Annotated in this window: 10 protein-coding genes and 1 riboswitch; of the genes, 2 read left to right on the top strand and 8 right to left on the bottom strand. The window is 72.7% G+C overall.

Annotation, left to right across the window (positions count from 1 at the left end; all coding sequences use genetic code 11):
• Window positions 1–47: 47 nt before the first annotated feature.
• The 3 genes from HHX41_RS10755 to HHX41_RS10745 form a co-directional block, all read right to left on the bottom strand.
• On the bottom strand, window positions 48–5,354 hold the full coding sequence (locus HHX41_RS10755) for a non-ribosomal peptide synthetase/MFS transporter (RefSeq protein WP_182905830.1): 5,307 nt from the start codon (window positions 5,352–5,354) through the stop codon (window positions 48–50).
• Window positions 5,355–5,807: 453 nt separating this feature from the next.
• Complete coding sequence (locus tag HHX41_RS10750; RefSeq protein WP_182905829.1) at window positions 5,808–6,398, bottom strand: hypothetical protein; 591 nt, start codon at window positions 6,396–6,398, stop codon at window positions 5,808–5,810.
• Between the two features lie 44 nt (window positions 6,399–6,442).
• Window positions 6,443–7,207 (bottom strand): enoyl-CoA hydratase/isomerase family protein, encoded by a 765-nt coding sequence (locus tag HHX41_RS10745; protein WP_182905828.1) that lies wholly within the window; start codon window positions 7,205–7,207, stop codon window positions 6,443–6,445.
• A 114-nt stretch (window positions 7,208–7,321) separates the two neighbouring features.
• On the opposite strand from HHX41_RS10745, the gene HHX41_RS10740 reads away from it, so the two are divergent.
• Complete coding sequence (locus HHX41_RS10740) at window positions 7,322–8,584, top strand: DUF5685 family protein (protein WP_182905827.1); 1,263 nt, start codon at window positions 7,322–7,324, stop codon at window positions 8,582–8,584.
• 28 nt (window positions 8,585–8,612) lie between these two features.
• On the opposite strand, the gene HHX41_RS10735 is transcribed toward HHX41_RS10740, so the two are convergent.
• Window positions 8,613–9,653 carry a P1 family peptidase gene (locus HHX41_RS10735; RefSeq protein WP_182905826.1) on the bottom strand — a complete coding sequence of 347 codons (1,041 nt, stop codon included), beginning with the start codon at window positions 9,651–9,653 and terminating at the stop codon, window positions 8,613–8,615.
• Between the two features lie 95 nt (window positions 9,654–9,748).
• Here HHX41_RS10735 and HHX41_RS10730 point away from each other — a divergent pair, with 95 nt between their 5' ends.
• On the top strand, window positions 9,749–11,317 hold the full coding sequence (locus HHX41_RS10730) for a hypothetical protein (RefSeq protein WP_182905825.1): 1,569 nt from the start codon (window positions 9,749–9,751) through the stop codon (window positions 11,315–11,317).
• A gap of 49 nt (window positions 11,318–11,366) precedes the next feature.
• Here the strand turns inward: HHX41_RS10730 and HHX41_RS10725 are convergent, their stop codons facing one another.
• From HHX41_RS10725 to HHX41_RS10710, 4 genes are all read right to left on the bottom strand, one after another.
• Entirely contained in the window at window positions 11,367–12,422 is a 1,056-nt protein-coding gene (locus HHX41_RS10725) for a mechanosensitive ion channel family protein (RefSeq protein WP_169983287.1), read from the bottom strand.
• A gap of 43 nt (window positions 12,423–12,465) precedes the next feature.
• The gene (locus tag HHX41_RS10720; protein ID WP_249350183.1) at window positions 12,466–13,470 is read right to left on the bottom strand and encodes a ribonucleotide-diphosphate reductase subunit beta; all 1,005 of its coding nucleotides are present in this window, start codon (window positions 13,468–13,470) and stop codon (window positions 12,466–12,468) included.
• A complete protein-coding gene (locus tag HHX41_RS10715) occupies window positions 13,467–15,704 on the bottom strand; it encodes a ribonucleoside-diphosphate reductase subunit alpha (protein WP_182905824.1) in 2,238 nt (745 codons plus the stop codon). Before HHX41_RS10715 ends, HHX41_RS10720 begins: the two co-directional genes overlap by 4 nt.
• Before the next feature lie 141 nt (window positions 15,705–15,845).
• Window positions 15,846–16,086, bottom strand: a riboswitch (cobalamin riboswitch).
• 45 nt (window positions 16,087–16,131) lie between these two features.
• Complete coding sequence (locus HHX41_RS10710) at window positions 16,132–17,070, bottom strand: tripartite tricarboxylate transporter substrate binding protein (RefSeq protein WP_169983289.1); 939 nt, start codon at window positions 17,068–17,070, stop codon at window positions 16,132–16,134.
• Window positions 17,071–17,097 lie beyond the last annotated feature (27 nt).

Here is a 17,097-nt window from a genome sequence, read left to right as displayed (position 1 = left end):
GACAAAATGCTGCCCGTCGCAGCAGGGCTTGATTTGCCAGACACGACTTAGGCGGCGGCGCGACGCTGGATGGCCTCGACCCCGACGAGGTCGTCGGGCAGCGCGTCCGGCATCTCGGTGTCGAGGCGGGCCAGCCGCCTCACCCGCAGGGCGCCGGCCGCCACGAGGAGCATGCCCAGCGCGCACACCAGATAGAGGAAGGCGATCCCACGGCCGGGGCCCACCCCGATCAGGGCGCCCACGGTCGAGGCGAGCGCCCCTCCCGGGGCCAGCATCGGGTCGAACAGCGCGGTGCCGAGCGGGGCGACCAGGCCGATGCCGACGGGCAGCGTCGACCAGGCGACCAGCGTGTTGAGCGCGAAGACCCGCCCGTGGAACCGCGCGGGCACCTTGATCTGCACGATCGTGACGTAGATGCCGTTCATCAGCGTGAGGAAGTAGGTCAGCACGAACGCCCCCACGCCGACCACGACAAGCGACGGGGCGAGGCCGGTGACGACGCCGCCTGCCGAGATGGCAACGGCGAAGGCCAGCACACCGCGGAACCGCCCGCGGCGCGGACCGCCCCACAGCGACATGGTCAGCCCGCCGAGCATGACGCCGAGCCCCGACACCAGCGAGATCACGCTGACTTCCTTGAGCGTGGCGAAGGAGAGCACCAGCGGCGAGACCAGCAGGAGCAGCGGGGACAGGAACACGTTGAGCACGGCGAAGAACACCAGCGTCGAGCGCAGGCCCAGGTCGTGCCAGGTGTACGTGAAGCCCTTGGCGATCTCCGTGGCCAGCGGCTCGCGCGGCCGCCAGGGAAGCGTGTCGGGGAAGCGGACCAGCAGCACCGTGACGATGGCGAACGCATAACTCGCCATGTCGATCGCCACGATGCCGCCGAGCCCGATCCAGGCCAGCAACCCGGCCGCGACGAGGGGGACGACGAGCTGCGCGACACCGTTGGTCATCTGGGTGACACCGATGGCGTGACCGAGATAGTGCTTGGGGACGAGTTGCGGCACCGCCGACTGATAGGCCAGCCGTTGGAAGCTCGTCGCCATCGACAGGCTGACGATCAGCAGGTAGATCTGCCAGATCCGTACGTCGCCGAAGAGGAGCAGCCCGGCCAGCACGGCCTGGATCCCGGCCGAGGCGCAGTCGGCGAACAGCATCACGCGCCGCCGGTCCGCCCGGTCCACGATCGCCCCGGCCAGCGGGGAGATCAGCAGCCCGGCCAGGTTGAGCACGGCCAGCGTGGTGAACTGCCCGATCGAACCGGAGTCCATGAGGACGGTCAGCGGCAGGGCCCACCCGGTGAGCGCCGAGCCGATCATCGAGAGCTGCTGCCCGGCGGAGATCGTGAGGAAGCGGCCCATGCTGGGCCGTACCCCGGGCGTGGCGGACCCGCGCGAGACCGCGTGCACCCACCACGAGGGGTTGCCCGAGCGGTCGGAAACCTCTAAGTGGGTGTGGGTGCGCAGGGCGGTGGCCAGTTCCTCCGCGCGGTAGCGCAGGAAGTAGTGGCCGCCCTCGTCCAGTACGACGAGCGCCGTGACGTCGGTGAGGAAGCCCCACTCGCGGTAGCGCTCCGTGTAGAAGTCGGTGGCGGGGTCGCGCTCGCCGACCACCGAGATGATCGGAGCGCGTAACCGTGGCCGGTCCGGCGCGTCGAACAGCCCGGTGAAGTACTTCTCCGCGGCCTTGGAGTCGTGGCGCATCGTACGGATGATGCGGTCGGCCACGCCGGGATCAAGCTCCTCAAGGTCCACCCCACGGGCCTTGAGACGGTTGATGTCGGTCTGGCTGCTTCGAAGGCGGTCGAACTCCCCGATTCTCGACAGTGCACGCATGAGCCCGCGCGGCCGGGCGAACGGGAAGATCGCCCCGACGTAGACGGCGTCCACCGCGTGGCCCGCCGCCTCGACCCTGGCGGCCAGCTCGACCGCGAGCGCGGCGCCGACCCCGCAGTGGCCGTAGATCACCAGGGGACCCTCGATGGCGAGGATCTCCTCGGTGGCGCGGGCGGCCAGCTCGGCGAACTCCATCGGTTCCTCGTCCAGGCCCACGTCGTGGCCGGGGATCGCGAGCGCGTACAGTGCCTGGTCGGCCGGCAGGGCGTCGGCCAGCGGCTGGTAGACCACGGCGCTGCCCGACCCGTACGGCACGCACACGTAGGTGACGCTCGCCGTACGTGCCGGCGTGAGCCGCTGGAGCAGCGGGCGCGGGCCCTCCTCGCCGGAACCGGCGTAGGCCGCCAGTTCGCGCACGGTCCGGTAGGTGAAGATGTCCACCAGCCCCACCTGCGCCGACCCGGCGGGGAGCGCCCTGCGGAGCTTCGCGACGACCTGGACGGCGAGCAGCGAGTGGCCGCCGAGATCGAAGAAGTCGTCGTCGGCCCCGATCCGCTCGGCCGCCAGCACGTCGGCCCATACGGCCGCGACGGCCCGCTCGGTCTCGGTCTCCGGCTCGGCGTACGGCACGTCGGCCTGGACCTGCGGGACCGGCAGGGCGGCCCGGTCGAGCTTGCCGTTCGGCGTGAGCGGAAGGGCATCGAGCAGGACGAACATCGACGGCAGCATGTACTCCGGCAGCGTGCCCCTGATCGCCGCGCGCACCTGTGCCGGCTCGGGCACGGCGTCGCCCGTGAGGTAGGCGACCAGCCGGGGGTCGCCGGGCACGTCCTCGCGCACGATCACCGCGGCGTCCCGCACACCGGCCTTCTCGCGGAGCACGGCCTCGATCTCGCCGAGCTCGATGCGCAGGCCGCGCAGCTTGACCTGGCCGTCGAGGCGGCCCAGGAACTCGACCGTGCCGTCCGGCAGCCAGCGGGCCGCGTCGCCGGTGCGGTAGCGGCCTCCGGCGAACCGCTCGGCGGTCAGCTCCGGGCGGGCGTGGTAGCCGAGTGCGACGCCCACGCCGCCGATGTACAGCTCGCCGGGCACCCCCACGGGCACGGGCTCGCCGTGGCGGTCGAGCACGTGCAGCGTGATGTTCTGGATGGGCGAGCCGATCGGCACCCTCGCCCGGCCCGCCAGCGCGGACAGCGTGCACTGCCAGGCGGAGACGTCGACGGCCGCCTCCGTGGGGCCGTACAGGTTGTGCAGTTCGGCCGGGAGCGTGCGCAGGCAGCGCTCAGCCAGGTCGACGGGCAGTTCCTCCCCGCTGCACACGATGACGCGCGGCGAGGTGCAGGTCTCCACGCCCTCTTCGGCGAGGAACGCGCCGAGCATGGACGGCACGAAGTGCAGGACGGTCACCCGCTCGGCGTTGATCAGGTCACGCAGGTACGCGGGGTCGCGGTGGCCACCGGGCTCGGCCAGCACAAGCCGCGCGCCGGTGAGCAGCGGCCAGAAGAACTCCCACACCGAGACGTCGAACCCGGCCGGTGTCTTCTGCACCACCACGTCGGCATCGGTGAGCCGGAACCGTTTCTGCATCCAGTCGATCCGGTTGACGATGCCACGGTGGCTGTTGGGCACGCCCTTCGGCCGGCCGGTGGAGCCGGAGGTGTAGATCATGTACGCGGCCGTGCCGGGCCCGCCCCTCACCCCGGGTGTGGTCGCCGGCAGCCCGTCCCATACGGCGTCCAGGTCGAGCGGCAGGATGACGGCGCCGCCGGTGACCAGCCGCTCGGCCAGGTCCTGCTGGGTCAGCACGACGGGCGCGCCCGAGTCCGACAGCATGAACGCCAGCCGGTCGGCGGGGTAGCCGGGGTCGAGCGGCACGTACGCCGCGCCGCTCTTGAGCACACCGAGCAGTGCGGCGACCAGGTCGAGCGAGCGTTCGGCGCAGACCGCGACCAGACTGCCCGGCTCCACGCCGAGCCCCACGAGGCGGTGCGCGATCCGGTTGGCCCGCTCGTCGAGCTGCCGGTACGTCCACGACTGCCCGCCGAAGGTCACCGCGACGGCCTCGGGGGTGCGGGCGACCTGCTCCTCGATCAAGCCGTGCAGGGTGGCGGTGTCCGGGTAGTCCGCGCCGGTCGCGTTCCAACCGGCGATCAGCGCGTCGTCGCCCGTCAGCGGCAGCCGGCTGATCGGGACGTGCGGATCGCGCACGATCGCGCGCAGCAGGTCCTCGAACTGCCCGGCCATCCGGGCGATCGTGCTCTCGCGGAACAGCTCGGGCCGGTAGGTGAACGCGCAGTGCAGGCCCCCCTCGTCGGTGGGCACGGCGTACAGCTCCACGTCGTGCCTGGTCGACGTGGGGGCCAGCGCGAGGACCTCGGTCCCGTCGCCGGGGGCGAACTCGTGCATCGTGCAGATCGTGTCGATCAGGGGCGGCCTGCTGGTGTCCCGCGGCACGCCGAGGGCGTCGACGAGCTGGGCGAAGGGCAGTTCCTCGTGATCGAGCGCGGCGAGGACCGTGCCCCTGGTCCGGGCGAGCAGCTCGGCGAACGTGGGCTCGCCGTCCAGCCGGGCCCGTATCGCCAGCACGTTGACGAACATGCCCACGACGTCCTCGAACTCCGGTCTGCTCCGCCCGGCCACCGGCACGCCGACGGCGAAGTCGTCCTGGCCGGTCAGCCGGGAGAGCAGGACCTGGTACGCGGCCAGCAGGGTCATGAACGTGCTCGCGCCGTGGTCCCGGCTCAGCGAGGCGACACCGTCCACCAGATCCGGCGCGAGGGAGCGTACGTGGGTCGCGCCGTCGAGTGTCTGAAGCGCCGGACGGGGCCGGTCCGTGAGGAGTTCGAGGCGCGGCAGCCCGGCCAGCTCCCCGCACCAGTAGTCCAGCTCCCGGTCGAGAGACCGCTCACGCTGCCACACGGCGACGTCGCCGAAGCGTACGGCGGGCGCGGGCGGCTCCTCGCCGCGGCAGAGCGCGAGCAGGTCGCGCATGAGCAGGTGCAACGACTGGCCGTCGGCCACGATGTGGTGCACCAGCAGGGCGACGATGTGCTCGTCCTCGCCCTTGCTGACGACGACGCACTTGAGCAGCGGGCCCCGGGTGAGGTCCAGCGGGATGGCGGTCTCGGCGCCGATGAGCGCGATCGCCTCCTCGTCCGTGACCGCCGTGGTGCGGTTCAGCGGCACCTCCGTCGTGTCCACGACGTGGACGGCGGGCCTGCCCTCCTCGGTCGCCGGGAACCGCTGGCGCAGGCCCTCGTGCCGGGCCGGCAGCGCGGCGAGCGCGCGGGCCAGCCGGTCCTCGTCCAGCGGCTCACGTAACCGTACGGCGAGTACCAGGGTGTAGGTGGTGGTGCCCGGCGTGAATTGCTCCATGAACCACAGCGGCTCCTGCGCCGGGGACATCGGGGGTTCGACGCCCTCCGGGCGCCGGGGAATGGGATCGCGTGCGGAGCGGGCCCGCAACCTGCGTCGCAGCAGTTCTCGCTTGGCGTCTGACAGGTCAGCCACAGACATGTGACACGGCCCTTCGATGGCGTACAGGCGGACAAGTCACGCACGCAGTGAAACGATTTTGATTTTCGGCTTCATATCACGTAGGCCCCGCTTGGCGATCCAGGCGTTATGCGTCACCGTACGGCGACGGCACCGTGTCCGGGCGTAGGTGGTGGTGGTCAGAGCGGTTTCCGGTGACGATCGGCGCTCGCCGCACGTCTTGTCGCTGAAACTTTCACCCGGCGGGACCTCCGGCCGCGCGCGCCTACGAGGCGACCTACGGCCTGCCCGCTGAGACCCCTGTGCGGGGGTGGGAGGAATACGAGCCCCACAGCGGTCGCTCAGGCATCGTCGAGGCGGCCGAAGACCCGGCCGGCATCATCCACGTCGCCCACGAGGACCACGTGCGCCTGCCGGGGCGTCACGAAGCGTTGCGTGGGCCCCTGCGTCGTGGGCCCTGCGTCGTGAGCGCGCTCAGCGGCCGTTGATCCGCCACATGGGCTCGACCACGGTCCACTGGGCCTCCCACACCCTGCGGGCCCGGCGCTGGTTGACCAGGCGGGTGCAGGTGGCCAGCAGCGCGAGGATCGCGGTGGCGGCCAGCGGCACGCCCGTGCCGACGGTCAGCGCGGCGACCACCGTGGTCTCCCGGTCCTGTGGCCGGGGTGCGATCACGCCGTCGTCGTCGGTCCAGATGCGCACCGTGTCGCCCGCCCGCCTGCTGGGAGGGACCTCGATGACCCCGGCCTTCGCCGTGCCGTCGGGGGCCACCCAGGCGGCCTGGGCGTGCCCGACCGCCGCTCCGGCCACCGACAGCCGGGGCGCCGTCACATCGCCCGTCAGCGTGGCGACGACCTGATGCCGGTCGTGCGCCTGCTGGGCCTCGGTCCTCAGGCCCTTGCCGTACTCGCGGATGCCGAGCATCACGCCGAGCACGATCGCGACCACGACTCCCAGCACCGCGGCAAGCCGGACCACCGCTTCGACCCGGTCGCACCGGCGCCGAAGCGGATTCCTGTCTAGTCCCAGCCAGCGAGCGAGCCTGGCGAATAGATTCTGCGACATCTCACACCTCACAGGGTCATTACCACTGCGAGTCCCGTTTATGCCTATTTTGCATCCCAAGAGAATCCAGGGGAACGCCCCTCCCGATATGCCCGGACGCCTTCGGCCAATTCGCCGCTCTCCCGTGCCTCCCGCTGCCAGGCGCGCACCTCGGCCTCCCCGGCCCGGCCGTCGATGATCTGCTTGGCGGCCGTCAGCGTGAGCCGGGACCTGCCGGCCATCGTGGCCGCCAGGCCGTACACGCGCTCGCGCAGATCCTCCGGCGGGCACACCTCGTCGACGAGGCCGGTACGTAAGGCGTGATCTGCGGTGATGAGCTCGGCCGAGAAGAGCAGGAGCTTCGCCGTGGCGGGCCCGGCGACCTCGGCGAGCCGCCGCGTGGAGCTGAGCGGGTAGACGATCCCGAGCTTGGCCGGGGTGACACCGAAGCGGGCCCCGGCCGCCGCGACGCGCAGATCACACGCGAGCGCGAGCTGGCATCCGCCGCCGACGCAGTATCCCTCGATCATCGCGATCACGGGTTTGGGAAAGGTCACCAGCGCGCGCTCCGCGACAACGGTGAGACCGGTGTCATCGTTGTTATCCCCAAGCTCATGAATTTCCGAAATATCGGCACCAGAACAGAAAGTTTCCCCGGCTCCGGTAAGGACGAGGACACGTACCTTCGGGTCCGCGGCGAGATCCGCCAGGATGCCCGGCAGGGCCCGCCACATGGCCGCGGTCACGGCGTTGCGCTTGGCGGGCCGGTTGAGGGTGAGGGTGGCGACGTACTGCTCGATGGTCAGTTCGAACCCGTCGGTAACTTCCATTCCTCGATTGTGCAGGCCGCCCGCCCGGCTCCTCCGGCAGGGTCCCGGCCCCTGATGGCATAATCGCCGCGCAACGGGATGATCCCGTACGCATGACCCCCAAGGAGTCTCTGGGTGTTCGGGATCCTCCGGCCGTGTGCCCGCCACTCCTGCCCGTCCGTCCACGAAGCCTGGCGCGCGCACCTGTGCGGGCTCTGCCTGACGTTGCGGGACCGGCACGGGCAGCTGGCCCGCATGGCGACCAACTACGACGGCCTCATCCTGTCCGTGCTGACCGAGGCCCAATCGCGGGCCCAATCACGAACACAGTCACGGACGGGGGGCGGGCCGAACCGGCGGACCGCCGGGCCCTGCGCGCTGCGCGGCTTCCGCTCGGCGGAGGTGGTGCGGTCGGACGACCGGGGCGCCCGCCTGGCCGCCGTGGTCTCGCTGGCCCTGGCCGCCGGCAAGATCCGCGACCACGCGTCCGACGGCGACGGGATCGCGGCCCGGCGCGTGGCCGGTGTCCCGATGCGCGCGACGGCCGCCGCCTGGGCCTCCGCCGCCCGGCGCGGCGCGGAGGCGATCGGCTTCGACACGACCGTCCTGACCGAGGTCTCCGCCCGCCAGGCGCTGCTGGAGGCGTCCCCCGGGCGCGCCCTGCTCGACGTCACCGAGCCCACCGAGACCGCCGTGGCCGCGGCCTTCGCGCACACGGCCGTGCTCGCGGGCCGGCCCGGCAACGCCGAGAGCCTGCGCGAGGCCGGGCGCTTCTTCGGCCGGATCGCGCACGTGATCGACGCGGTGGAGGACCTCGCCGAGGACCGGGCGCGCGGGGCGTACAACCCCCTCGACGCGACCGGCACCTCCCCCGCACAGGCGCGACGCGTGTGCGAGGAGGCGCTGCACGGCCTGCGCCTCGCCGTACGCGACCTCGATCTGGAGGAGCGGCACCTGGTCGAGGCGCTGCTGTGCGGCGAGACCCGGCGTGCCGTCGACCGGGCCTTCGGGACGCGCGCCCACGGCGCCGCCTGCTCGACGCGCCACGCGCCGGCCGGGGAATCCCCCACGGCGCCGTCCGGCGCCCCGCCCGACGGGCCGCCCGACGGGCCGCCCGAACCCCCCGGGCGGCCGCCGGGCGTACCCCCGGGGATCGCGCTGACGGCCGCCGCCGGAGCGGCGATCTTCCTGACCTGCGGGCTCTACCGCCCTCCGTGGAGCACCTACCGGAGCGCGCCGTGGCACGACCGCTGCTTCTGCGACCGGTGCGACTGCTGCCCCGACTGCTCGGGATGCTGCGACGGCTGCTCGGCATGCTCCGACTGCTGCTCCGGCGACGGTTGCTGTGGGGACGGCTGCTGCTGCGGGGACGGGTGCTGCTGCGACTGCGGCTCCTAACCGCTCCGCGTGGCCGTGCCGGCGGCGCTCAGGCGGGCGTGGTCCGGCCGGCCACGCCCGGGAGCCGGTCGTAGGGGACCGCATGGCTCGTCCGGCCGCGGAAACCGGTGGTCGTGGTCGCGGTGAACAGGGAGTCGAGCAGTGCCTCCTCGACCGCGTCCATGACCCCGGCGAAGACGGGGTTCAGCGCCTCGTCGGGCACGAGCGGGAGCCGCGGCGGCGCCGTGGTGAAGGCGATCGCGTAGTCGCCGCTGCCGTTGGAGTACGACGCGCCCACACGGCCCATCGCGAAGACCGCCCGGCGGGCGAGGCGGCCGAGCCGGCGCGCGTCGAGCGGCGCGTCGGTGGCCACCACGATCATGCAGGAGCCGCCGGTCTGCTCGTGCCGAACGGCCCCCGGGATGAGTTCGCCGACCGGCATCGGGACACCGCGGACGGTCAGCACGCCGCCGAAGTTGGCCTGGACGAGCACGCCGACCGTGACCTGAGCCCCGTCCACCACCTGCCGCCGGGAGGAGGTGCCGATGCCGGCCTTGAACCCCAGGGCCGTCGTCCCGGTCCCCGCCCCCACGCAGCCCTCCCCGGGCAGCCCGCCGGACGCTCCCTCCAGCGCGTCGAGAACGTGCCGTTCGGTGATCGGGCGGCGCCGGATGTCGGACAGGAAGCCGTCGTTGGTCTCTCCCACCAGGGGGTTGAAGGAGAGCCCGTCCGGGCGGCGGTCCATGAGATAGGTGAGCAGCGCGTCGGCGGCCCGGAACACCGACAACGTGGCGGTCAGGACGACGGGTGACTCCAGCACGCCGAGTTCGTCGACCTGGGTCGAGCCGACCAGCTTGCCGTACCCGTTGCCGGCGTAGACGGCCGCGGGCAGCCCCCGGCGCCCGGCGATCAGCTGGTGGGGGACGACGGCGGTGACCCCGGTGTGGAGGTCGGCGCCGTCGTCGATCGTGGTGTGACCCACCAGGACCCCGTCGACGTCGGTGATCGCGTTCAGCGGGCCGGTCGGCGACGGGCCGACGACGACGCCCAGCGAGCGCGCCCGCACGCGCCCGTTCGGATGGTTGCCCATGGCGCTCCCTCTCCCCCGGTGTCACGCTCTCCGCGGCAGGCGGGCCGGTCCGCCGCGGCGCCGGCCCTCGCGAAGATCGACGGTATCGTCGGCCCATGGGAAGATCACGGCCCCCCTTCCGCCGGCTCACCCCCGCCGAGCGACGCCTGTGGGACGCCTACCCCACCGGCGCCTGGGTCGACCTCCGCCACGGCCGGGAGACGGACTCCTCGTCCGGCGGCACGTGGGGCCGCTCCCGGGTGGTCCGCGCCGAGGTGATCTCCGCCCTGGTGCTCGACCGGACCGCCGGCGGATCGTCCTCGGTGCCGGGTGTCCGGCTCGCCGGGGCCCGGATCGCCGGCGATCTCAACCTGTCCGACGCCACGATCGAGACGAAGGTCCATCTGCTCGACTGCCACATCGCCGGAACGGTCTCGCTCGCCGACGCCAAGACCAGGGGCGTACGGCTGCGACGCTGCGACGTCCTCCACTTCCGCGCCAGCCGCGCCACGGTCGACGGGCTCCTCGACCTCGACGGATCGGTCGTCCACGCGGGGGTGCGCCTGGACAACGCCCACGTGACCGGGCAGCTCCGGCTCTCCGGCACCCGGCTGGGCACCCCCGGCGCCATGCCGTACCGGGCGCCGGGGGCGGCGCCGTGGGAGCTGGGCGGCTGGAACGGGCCGGAGGGATCGGAGGAGCCGCGGACCTGGGAGTCGGTCGCGCTGTGGGCCGGCGGGCTCGTGGTGGACGGCAGCGCCTTCCTGCGCGACATACGGGCCACCGGCGGGCTGCGGCTGATCGGCGCACGCTTCTCCAGCGGGCTCTACCTTCAGGGCGCCGTCGTGGCGGTGGACGGCACGCCCGCCGTCCACGCCGACCACCTGCAGGCCGCCGCGGCCGAACTCGGCGCGGGTTTCACCGCCCACGGGACCGTACGGCTGCGCGGCGCGCGCATCGGCGGGGTCCTGTCGTTCAGCGGCGCGGTGCTACGGGCGCCCGGCCGGGTGCTGCACCTGAGCCACATCCAGGCGGACGAGCTCATCCTGCTGCCGGAGTCGATCGAGGGCGAGGTCAACCTCGCCTACTCCCGCTTCGGCGTGCTGTTCGACCGTCCGGACAGCTATCCGGGCGACGTGCGGCTCAACGAGCTGACGTACGACTCGTTGCGCGGGCCCGCGACGCTGGCGGACCGGCTCTCCTGGCTTCGGCGCGACCCCGCGGGCTACCGGCCGCAGCCGTACGAGCAGCTGGCCGCCTACTACCGGCGCATCGGGCACGAGCCGGACGCGCGCCGGGTGCTGCTGGCCCGGCAGCGGGCGCGGCGGCGGACGCTGCGGCTGCCCGGGCGGCTGTGGGGCCGCCTGCTCGACGGGCTCGTCGGGTACGGCTACCGGCCCTGGCTCGCCGGCCTGTGGGCCGCGCTGCTCCTCGCGACGGGCACGGCGATCTTCACGCGGTGGCCCCCGCATCAGATCGGGCTGGACGAGTCGCGCCACTTCAACGCGTTCGTCTACACGCTCGACCTGCTCGTGCCGGTGAGCGTGTTCGAGCAGCGGGGCGCCTGGGAGCCGGCCGGATGGACCCAGTGGCTGGCGAACGGGCTGGTCGCGGCCGGGTGGATCCTCGCGACCGCGCTCATCGCGGGCGCGAGCAGGCTCCTGCGCCCGTCCAGCACCCCCTGACACCGCCGCCGGTCGCACGGCCCGGTTCCGAGACACCGGACGGGGACGCTCAGCGTGCCGGGGTTTCGAGGCGCAGGCGTGGCAGGCTCTCGGGGTACTTCTCGCGGATGAACTTCACCAGGTGCTCCCGGATGTCGCAGCGCAGGTCGAAGGCGCTCGCCGAGTCGGCCGCGCTCATCAGCGCGCGCAGCTCGACCAGTCCCTCCGGGGTGATGTCGGTGACCTGCAGCGTCCAGTCCTTCTGGTCCCACAGCGGGTTCTCCCGCAGCGCCCGGTAGAGCTCGGTGCGGACCTCCTCGACCGGGATCGACCAGTCCACGCGGAGGTACACACTGCCGAGGATGCGGCTCTCGTGGCGCGTCCAGTTCTCGAAGGGGTTGGCGGTGAAGTAGGACACCGGCAGGATGAGCCGCCGCTCGTCCCACAGGCGCAGCGCCACGTAGGTGAGGGTCAGCTCCTCGATGCGGCCCCACTCGTCCTCCACCACGACCACGTCGTCGAGCCGCAGCGCGTCGCTGAAGGCCAGCTGTAGCCCGGCCAGCATGTTGCCGAGCGTGGACTGGGCCGCGATGCCGCCCACCACGCCGGCGATCCCCGCGGAGGCGAGCAGCCCCGCGCCCAGGGCTCGCACCTGCGGGAACGTGAACAGCATCGCCCCCAGCGCGAGCACCACGACGACCGCCGCCGACACCCGGCGCACCAGCGCGATCTGGGTGCGGATGCGCCGGGCGCGGCGGTTGCGCTCGCCCTCGACCCGCGTGAGCCGGTCGAGGACGACGTCGGTCACCGCGTACGCCGCCTGGATCAGCAGCCAGGTCACGCAGGCGATCAACAGCAGCGAGAGCATCTGCTGGAAGCCGCGCGAGTCCGACCCGGGCATGTCCGGGTCGTAGGCGGCCTTGACGGTGCCCACCACGGCCGAGGCGAACCCCGGCCAGGTGCACCGGCGCGCGAACGGCCCGGCGAGCGCCCATCGCTCCCCTATGAGGCGTGATTTCAGCACCCGCCGGACCAGTTCCACCGCGACGATCGCGGCGGTCACGGCGATCGCCAAGGTCGCCCAGTTCCACGCTGCCGCTGTGACGGCGCCCCCTGTCGTCGTCATGGGGTTCCCTTTGCCCTTTTCGGGAGCGCCGAAAACAGACAGATCAGAAGGCCTCGTCGAAACTGACGTCACCCTCGACGGCGACCTGGTAGGCCGAGACCCGGCGCTCGAAGAAGTTCGCCAGCTCCTGCACGTCCTGGAACTCCATGAACGGGAAGGGGTTGTCCGTGCCGTACCGGACGGGCAGGCCGAGCCGGGCGAGCCTGCGGTCGGCGACGTACTCCAGGTAGCGCCGCATGTTGCCGGCGCTCATCACGCCGTGCCCGTCGCCGCACAGGTCGCGGGCGAAGGCGAGCTCGGCGGCGACCGCCTCCTCCAGCATCCGCGTCACCCGGGCCGCCAGCTCGTCGTCGAACAGGTCCGGCTCCTCGCGGCGTACGGTGTCCACCACGTCGAAGGCGAACTCCATGTGCATCGACTCGTCGCGGAACACCCAGTTCGTGCCGGTCGCCAGGCCGCCGAGCAGGCCGCGCGAGCGGAACCAGTAGACGTACGCGAAGGCGCCGTAGAAGAACAGCCCCTCGATGCAGGCGGCGAAGCAGATGAGGTTGAGCAGGAAGGCCCGCCGGTCCTCCCGGGTCTCCAGCCGGCTCAGCTCGCTGATCGAGTCGATCCAGCGGAAGCAGAACTCGGCCTTGTCGCGGATCGACGGGATGTGCTCGACCGCGGCGAACGCCTTGACCCGCTCGTCGTGGTCGGGCAGGTAGGTGTCCAGCAGGGTCAGGTAGAACTGGACGTGCACCGCCTCCTCGAACAGCTGGCGGCTCAGGTAGAGCCGCGCCTCCGGGGCGTTCACGTGCTGGTAGAGGTTCAGCACCAGGTTGTTGGCCACGATCGAGTCCCCGGTCGCGAAGAACGCCACGAGCCGGTTGATCAGGTGCCGCTCCCCCTCGTCGAGGGTCGCGAGGTCGGCAAGGTCGGAGGCGAGGTCGACCTCCTCGACCGTCCAGGTGTTCCTGATCGCCGCGCGGTACCTCTCGTAGAACCCGGGGTAGCGCATCGGGCGCAGGGTCAGATCCATGCCCGGGTCGAGCAGCATCGTTCTCATTGGCACGCCTCGCAGATTTCGGGGTTTTCCAGGGAGCAGGCGACGGCCCCTTCATCGGGCACGGCGGGGGTGACGGCCGGCACGGTCGTCTGGGCGATCCGCGTCGCCGGGCGGGAGCGCAGGTAGTAGGTGGTCTTCAGGCCCGACCGCCAGGCGTAGGCGTACATCGAGGAGAGCTTGCCGATGGTGGGGGCGGCCATGAAGAGGTTGAGGGACTGCGACTGGTCGATGTACGGCTGCCGCGCGGCGGCCATGTCGATCAGCGCCTTCTGGGGAAGCTCCCAGGCGGTGCGGTAGAGCGTCTTCAGCTCGTCGGGGATGGCGGGGATGTCCTGGATCGAGCCGTCGTTGAGCTTGATCGCGTCGCGCGTCGGCCGGTTCCACAGGCCCCGCGACTGGAGGTCGCGGACGAGATACCGGTTGACCTGGAGGAACTCTCCCGACAGCGTCTCCCGCTTGAAGACGTTGGACACCTGCGGCTCGACGCACTCGTAGCAGCCGGCGATCGAGGCGATCGTGGCCGTCGGCGCGATCGCGACCAGCAGGGAGTTGCGCAGCCCGGTCTCCGCGATCCTGGCCCGCAGCGCCGCCCACTCCTCCGGGTGCGCCGGGGAGCACGGGTAGTGGTCCGGGTGCAGGACGCCGCCCGCCGCCCGCGTCTGCTCGTACGCCGGGTGGCGCCCGCGCTCGACGGCCAGGTCGGCCGAGGTGCCGTACGCCGCGAGCGCGATTTCCTCGGCGACGCGGGTGGACAGCGCCAGCGCCCCGGGCGAGTCGAACGGCAGGCGCAGCGCGAAGAACACGTCGGCGAGGCCCATGACGCCGAGCCCCACCGGCCGCCATTTCCGGTTGGCCGCCTCCGCCTCCGGCGTCGGGTAGAAGCCGAGGTCGATCGTCCGGTCCAGGAACCGTACGGCGGTGCGGACCGTGGCGCGCAGCCTGCCGAAGTCGACGGCGTCGCCCTCGGGGGTCAGGTGCGCGGCGAGGTTGACCGAGCCGAGGTTGCACACGGCCGTCTCCCCGTCGCTGGTGACCTCCAGGATCTCGGTGCACAGGTTGGACAGGTGGATGACGTTGCCGGGCAGCGCGGTCTGGTTGGAGGTGCGGTTGGCGGCGTCCTTGAACGTCATCCAGCCGTTGCCGGTCTGGGCGAGCGTGCGCATCATCCGGGCGTACAGGGCCCGGGCCGGCACCTGCCGGACGTATCGCCCGGCGGCCTCCAGCTCGCGGTAGCGGGCGTCGAACGCCTCGCCCCACAGGTCGGTCAGCTCGGGGGCCTCCTTGGGGTCGAACAGCGACCACGTGCCGTCCGCCTCGACCCGGCGCATGAACTCGTCGGGCACCCAGTTGGCCAGGTTGAGGTTGTGGGCGCGGCGCGACTCCTCGCCCGTGTTGTCGCGAAGCTCCAGGAACTCCTCGATGTCGGCGTGCCAGGTCTCCAGGTAGACGCAGGCGGCGCCCTTGCGCCTGCCGCCCTGGTTGACGGCCGCCACCGAGGCGTCGAGCGTGCGCAGCCAGGGGACGATGCCGTTGGACAGGCCGTTGGTGCCCCGGATCAGCGAGCCGCGCGAGCGCACCCGCGTCCAGGCGACGCCGATGCCGCCGGAGTATTTCGACAGCCGGGCCACCTGGCCGTACCGCTCGTAGATGCTCTCCAGCTCGTCGCGGGGCGAGTCGAGCAGGAAGCACGACGACAACTGCGGCCGGCGCGCGCCCGAGTTGAACAGCGTCGGCGAGCTGGGCAGGTAGGCCAGCGTGGACATCAGGCCGTACAGCTCGGCCGCCTCGGCCACCGTGGCCGACAGGCCGCAGGCGACCCGCAGCAGGAAGTGCTGCGGGCGTTCGAGCACGCGCCGGGTGACCGGGTGGCGCAGCAGGTAGCGGTCGTAGACCGTGCGCAGCCCGAAGTACTCGAACCGGTCGTCGGCCGCCGGGTCGATCAGCGCGTCGAGCGCCGCGGCCTCGTCGGCCACGAACGCGGCGACGGCGTCGCCCAGCAGCCCGGCCGCGTGGGCGGCCGCGACCGACTCGGAGAACGCGCGCACCCCCTCGGCCGCCGCCTCCTCCGCGATCAGCCCGCTCAGCAGCCGGGCCGCCCGGCGTGAGTTCTCCGGGTCGGCGATGACCCCGGCCGCCGCCTCCTCGATGGCCTGCCACACGGCCGCCGCGTCCCGCGCGCCGCCTTCCCCTGACACGGGGTCCGCGGACGCGGAGACCGGGTCGGTGATCGTCATCAGATGCCCTCTCCTCGTCGTCTCCTGGCCCGGCCGGACCGGAGGAGGGGCATGCCGCGGCGCACGCGCACGAGAGGCCAGCAGGTGGCCCGTGGCGGACGGCGGCGAGCCCTCCCTCGGGGCCCGGCGCGGGGCGCGCGCCCATGCGCGCGCGTCACCGGCAGGTCTTCGGACTCGCGGGCGTCCGGCCGGGCTCGCGCCCGCCGGTCCTACTGGCCGTCGCTTCCCGGGCGCGCCGGCGCCCAGTGCTTCACGACATGGTGCATGCAGACACCGTGCCGTGTGACGGCGGTCGTTCCCGCTCACCGCTGCGGGGCAGTCCCGGATTCGCACCGGGTTCCCTCTTGCCTCACCAAGGTAAACCAGCGACGCGATGGATCCTACATCTTGTGGCCCTTCCCGCAACTGCCCCCACAAGTTGTGCTTTTCAGCGGAGTCCGAGATCATTGAGCAGCAGGGCCGTACGGCGCGCCTCGCCGGTCAGCCATTGCCGGAAGTCGTCGCCGTCGAGCCACATCGGCGTCCAGTCGTTGCGTTCGCACAGGCTCCGCCACCCCGGGGTGGCGGTGACGGCCCGGCACAGGTCGAGCAGGGCGTCCTGCCCGGGCGTGCCGCGCGGAGCGACCAGCCCGGTCCAGTCGGCGTACACGACGCGTACGCCCGACTCCGACAGCGTCGGCGCGTCCACCCCGGGCAGCCGCTCGGCGGAGGAGACGGCGAGCGGCCGCAGCCGTCCGGCGCGGACGTGGGGGGCGACCTCGCGCCTGCTGCCGAACCCGAGCGCGACCCGCCCGTCGAGGACCGCGGCGACGGCCTGCGCTCTGCTGCCGAACGCGACGTAGTCGAGCAGCCGCGGGTCGGCCCCCAGGCCCTGCGCCGTCATGCCGAGCAGCAGGTGCTCCGGACCCCGGTCGGCGCCGCCGGCCACCCTGGGGCCGCCCGGGTGGCGCAGCAGCGCGGCGGCGAACTGCTCGAACGTGCGGTAGCCCGATTCGGGCGAGGCGACGAGCACCTCCCACTCCCCCGCCAGCCGCGCGAGCGGGACGGCCCTGGCGACCAGGAGCGGGTCGCGGGCCAGCGCGCAGGCGGCGAGCAACGCGGAATCGGCGACCACCAGGCCGGTCCGCGGCCCGGCCGGCCGGGCGAGGGCCGCCCCGCCGCCGGCCTCCCACCTGATCTGGACAGCCCGGGCCCAGCCCCGCCCCTCGACGAGGGCCTTGAACCCGGCGGCGACGCCGTCCCCGCACCCGCCCGGCGGACGGGGGACGGTCAGGGACAACTCCCCCCACCGGCGCGGCGGCGCCTGGACGCCGCACGCGCCCGCGAGGGCCAGGACCCCCAGCGCGAGGACCGTACGGCGTCGCATGTCGGCACCCTCCTGCCCGAAGAGTCC

This window comes from Microbispora sp. H13382, from assembly GCF_014161445.1.
Classification (GTDB): Bacteria; Actinomycetota; Actinomycetes; order Streptosporangiales; family Streptosporangiaceae; genus Microbispora.
This window is presented reverse-complemented; position numbering and strand designations above follow the sequence as displayed.

Excerpts from the sequence above, each read along its gene's own strand:
- HHX41_RS10755 (WP_182905830.1), bottom strand. The coding sequence starts at position 5,354 with ATGTCTGTGGCTGACCTGTCAGACGCCAAGCGAGAACTGCTGCGACGC.
- HHX41_RS10750 (WP_182905829.1), bottom strand. The coding sequence starts at position 6,398 with ATGTCGCAGAATCTATTCGCCAGGCTCGCTCGCTGGCTGGGACTAGAC.
- HHX41_RS10745 (WP_182905828.1), bottom strand. The coding sequence starts at position 7,207 with ATGGAAGTTACCGACGGGTTCGAACTGACCATCGAGCAGTACGTCGCC.
- HHX41_RS10735 (WP_182905826.1), bottom strand. The coding sequence starts at position 9,653 with ATGGGCAACCATCCGAACGGGCGCGTGCGGGCGCGCTCGCTGGGCGTC.
- HHX41_RS10730 (WP_182905825.1), top strand. The coding sequence starts at position 9,749 with ATGGGAAGATCACGGCCCCCCTTCCGCCGGCTCACCCCCGCCGAGCGA.
- HHX41_RS10725 (WP_169983287.1), bottom strand. The coding sequence starts at position 12,422 with ATGACGACGACAGGGGGCGCCGTCACAGCGGCAGCGTGGAACTGGGCG.
- HHX41_RS10720 (WP_249350183.1), bottom strand. The coding sequence starts at position 13,470 with ATGAGAACGATGCTGCTCGACCCGGGCATGGATCTGACCCTGCGCCCG.
- HHX41_RS10715 (WP_182905824.1), bottom strand. The coding sequence starts at position 15,704 with ATGACGATCACCGACCCGGTCTCCGCGTCCGCGGACCCCGTGTCAGGG.
- HHX41_RS10710 (WP_169983289.1), bottom strand. The coding sequence starts at position 17,070 with ATGCGACGCCGTACGGTCCTCGCGCTGGGGGTCCTGGCCCTCGCGGGC.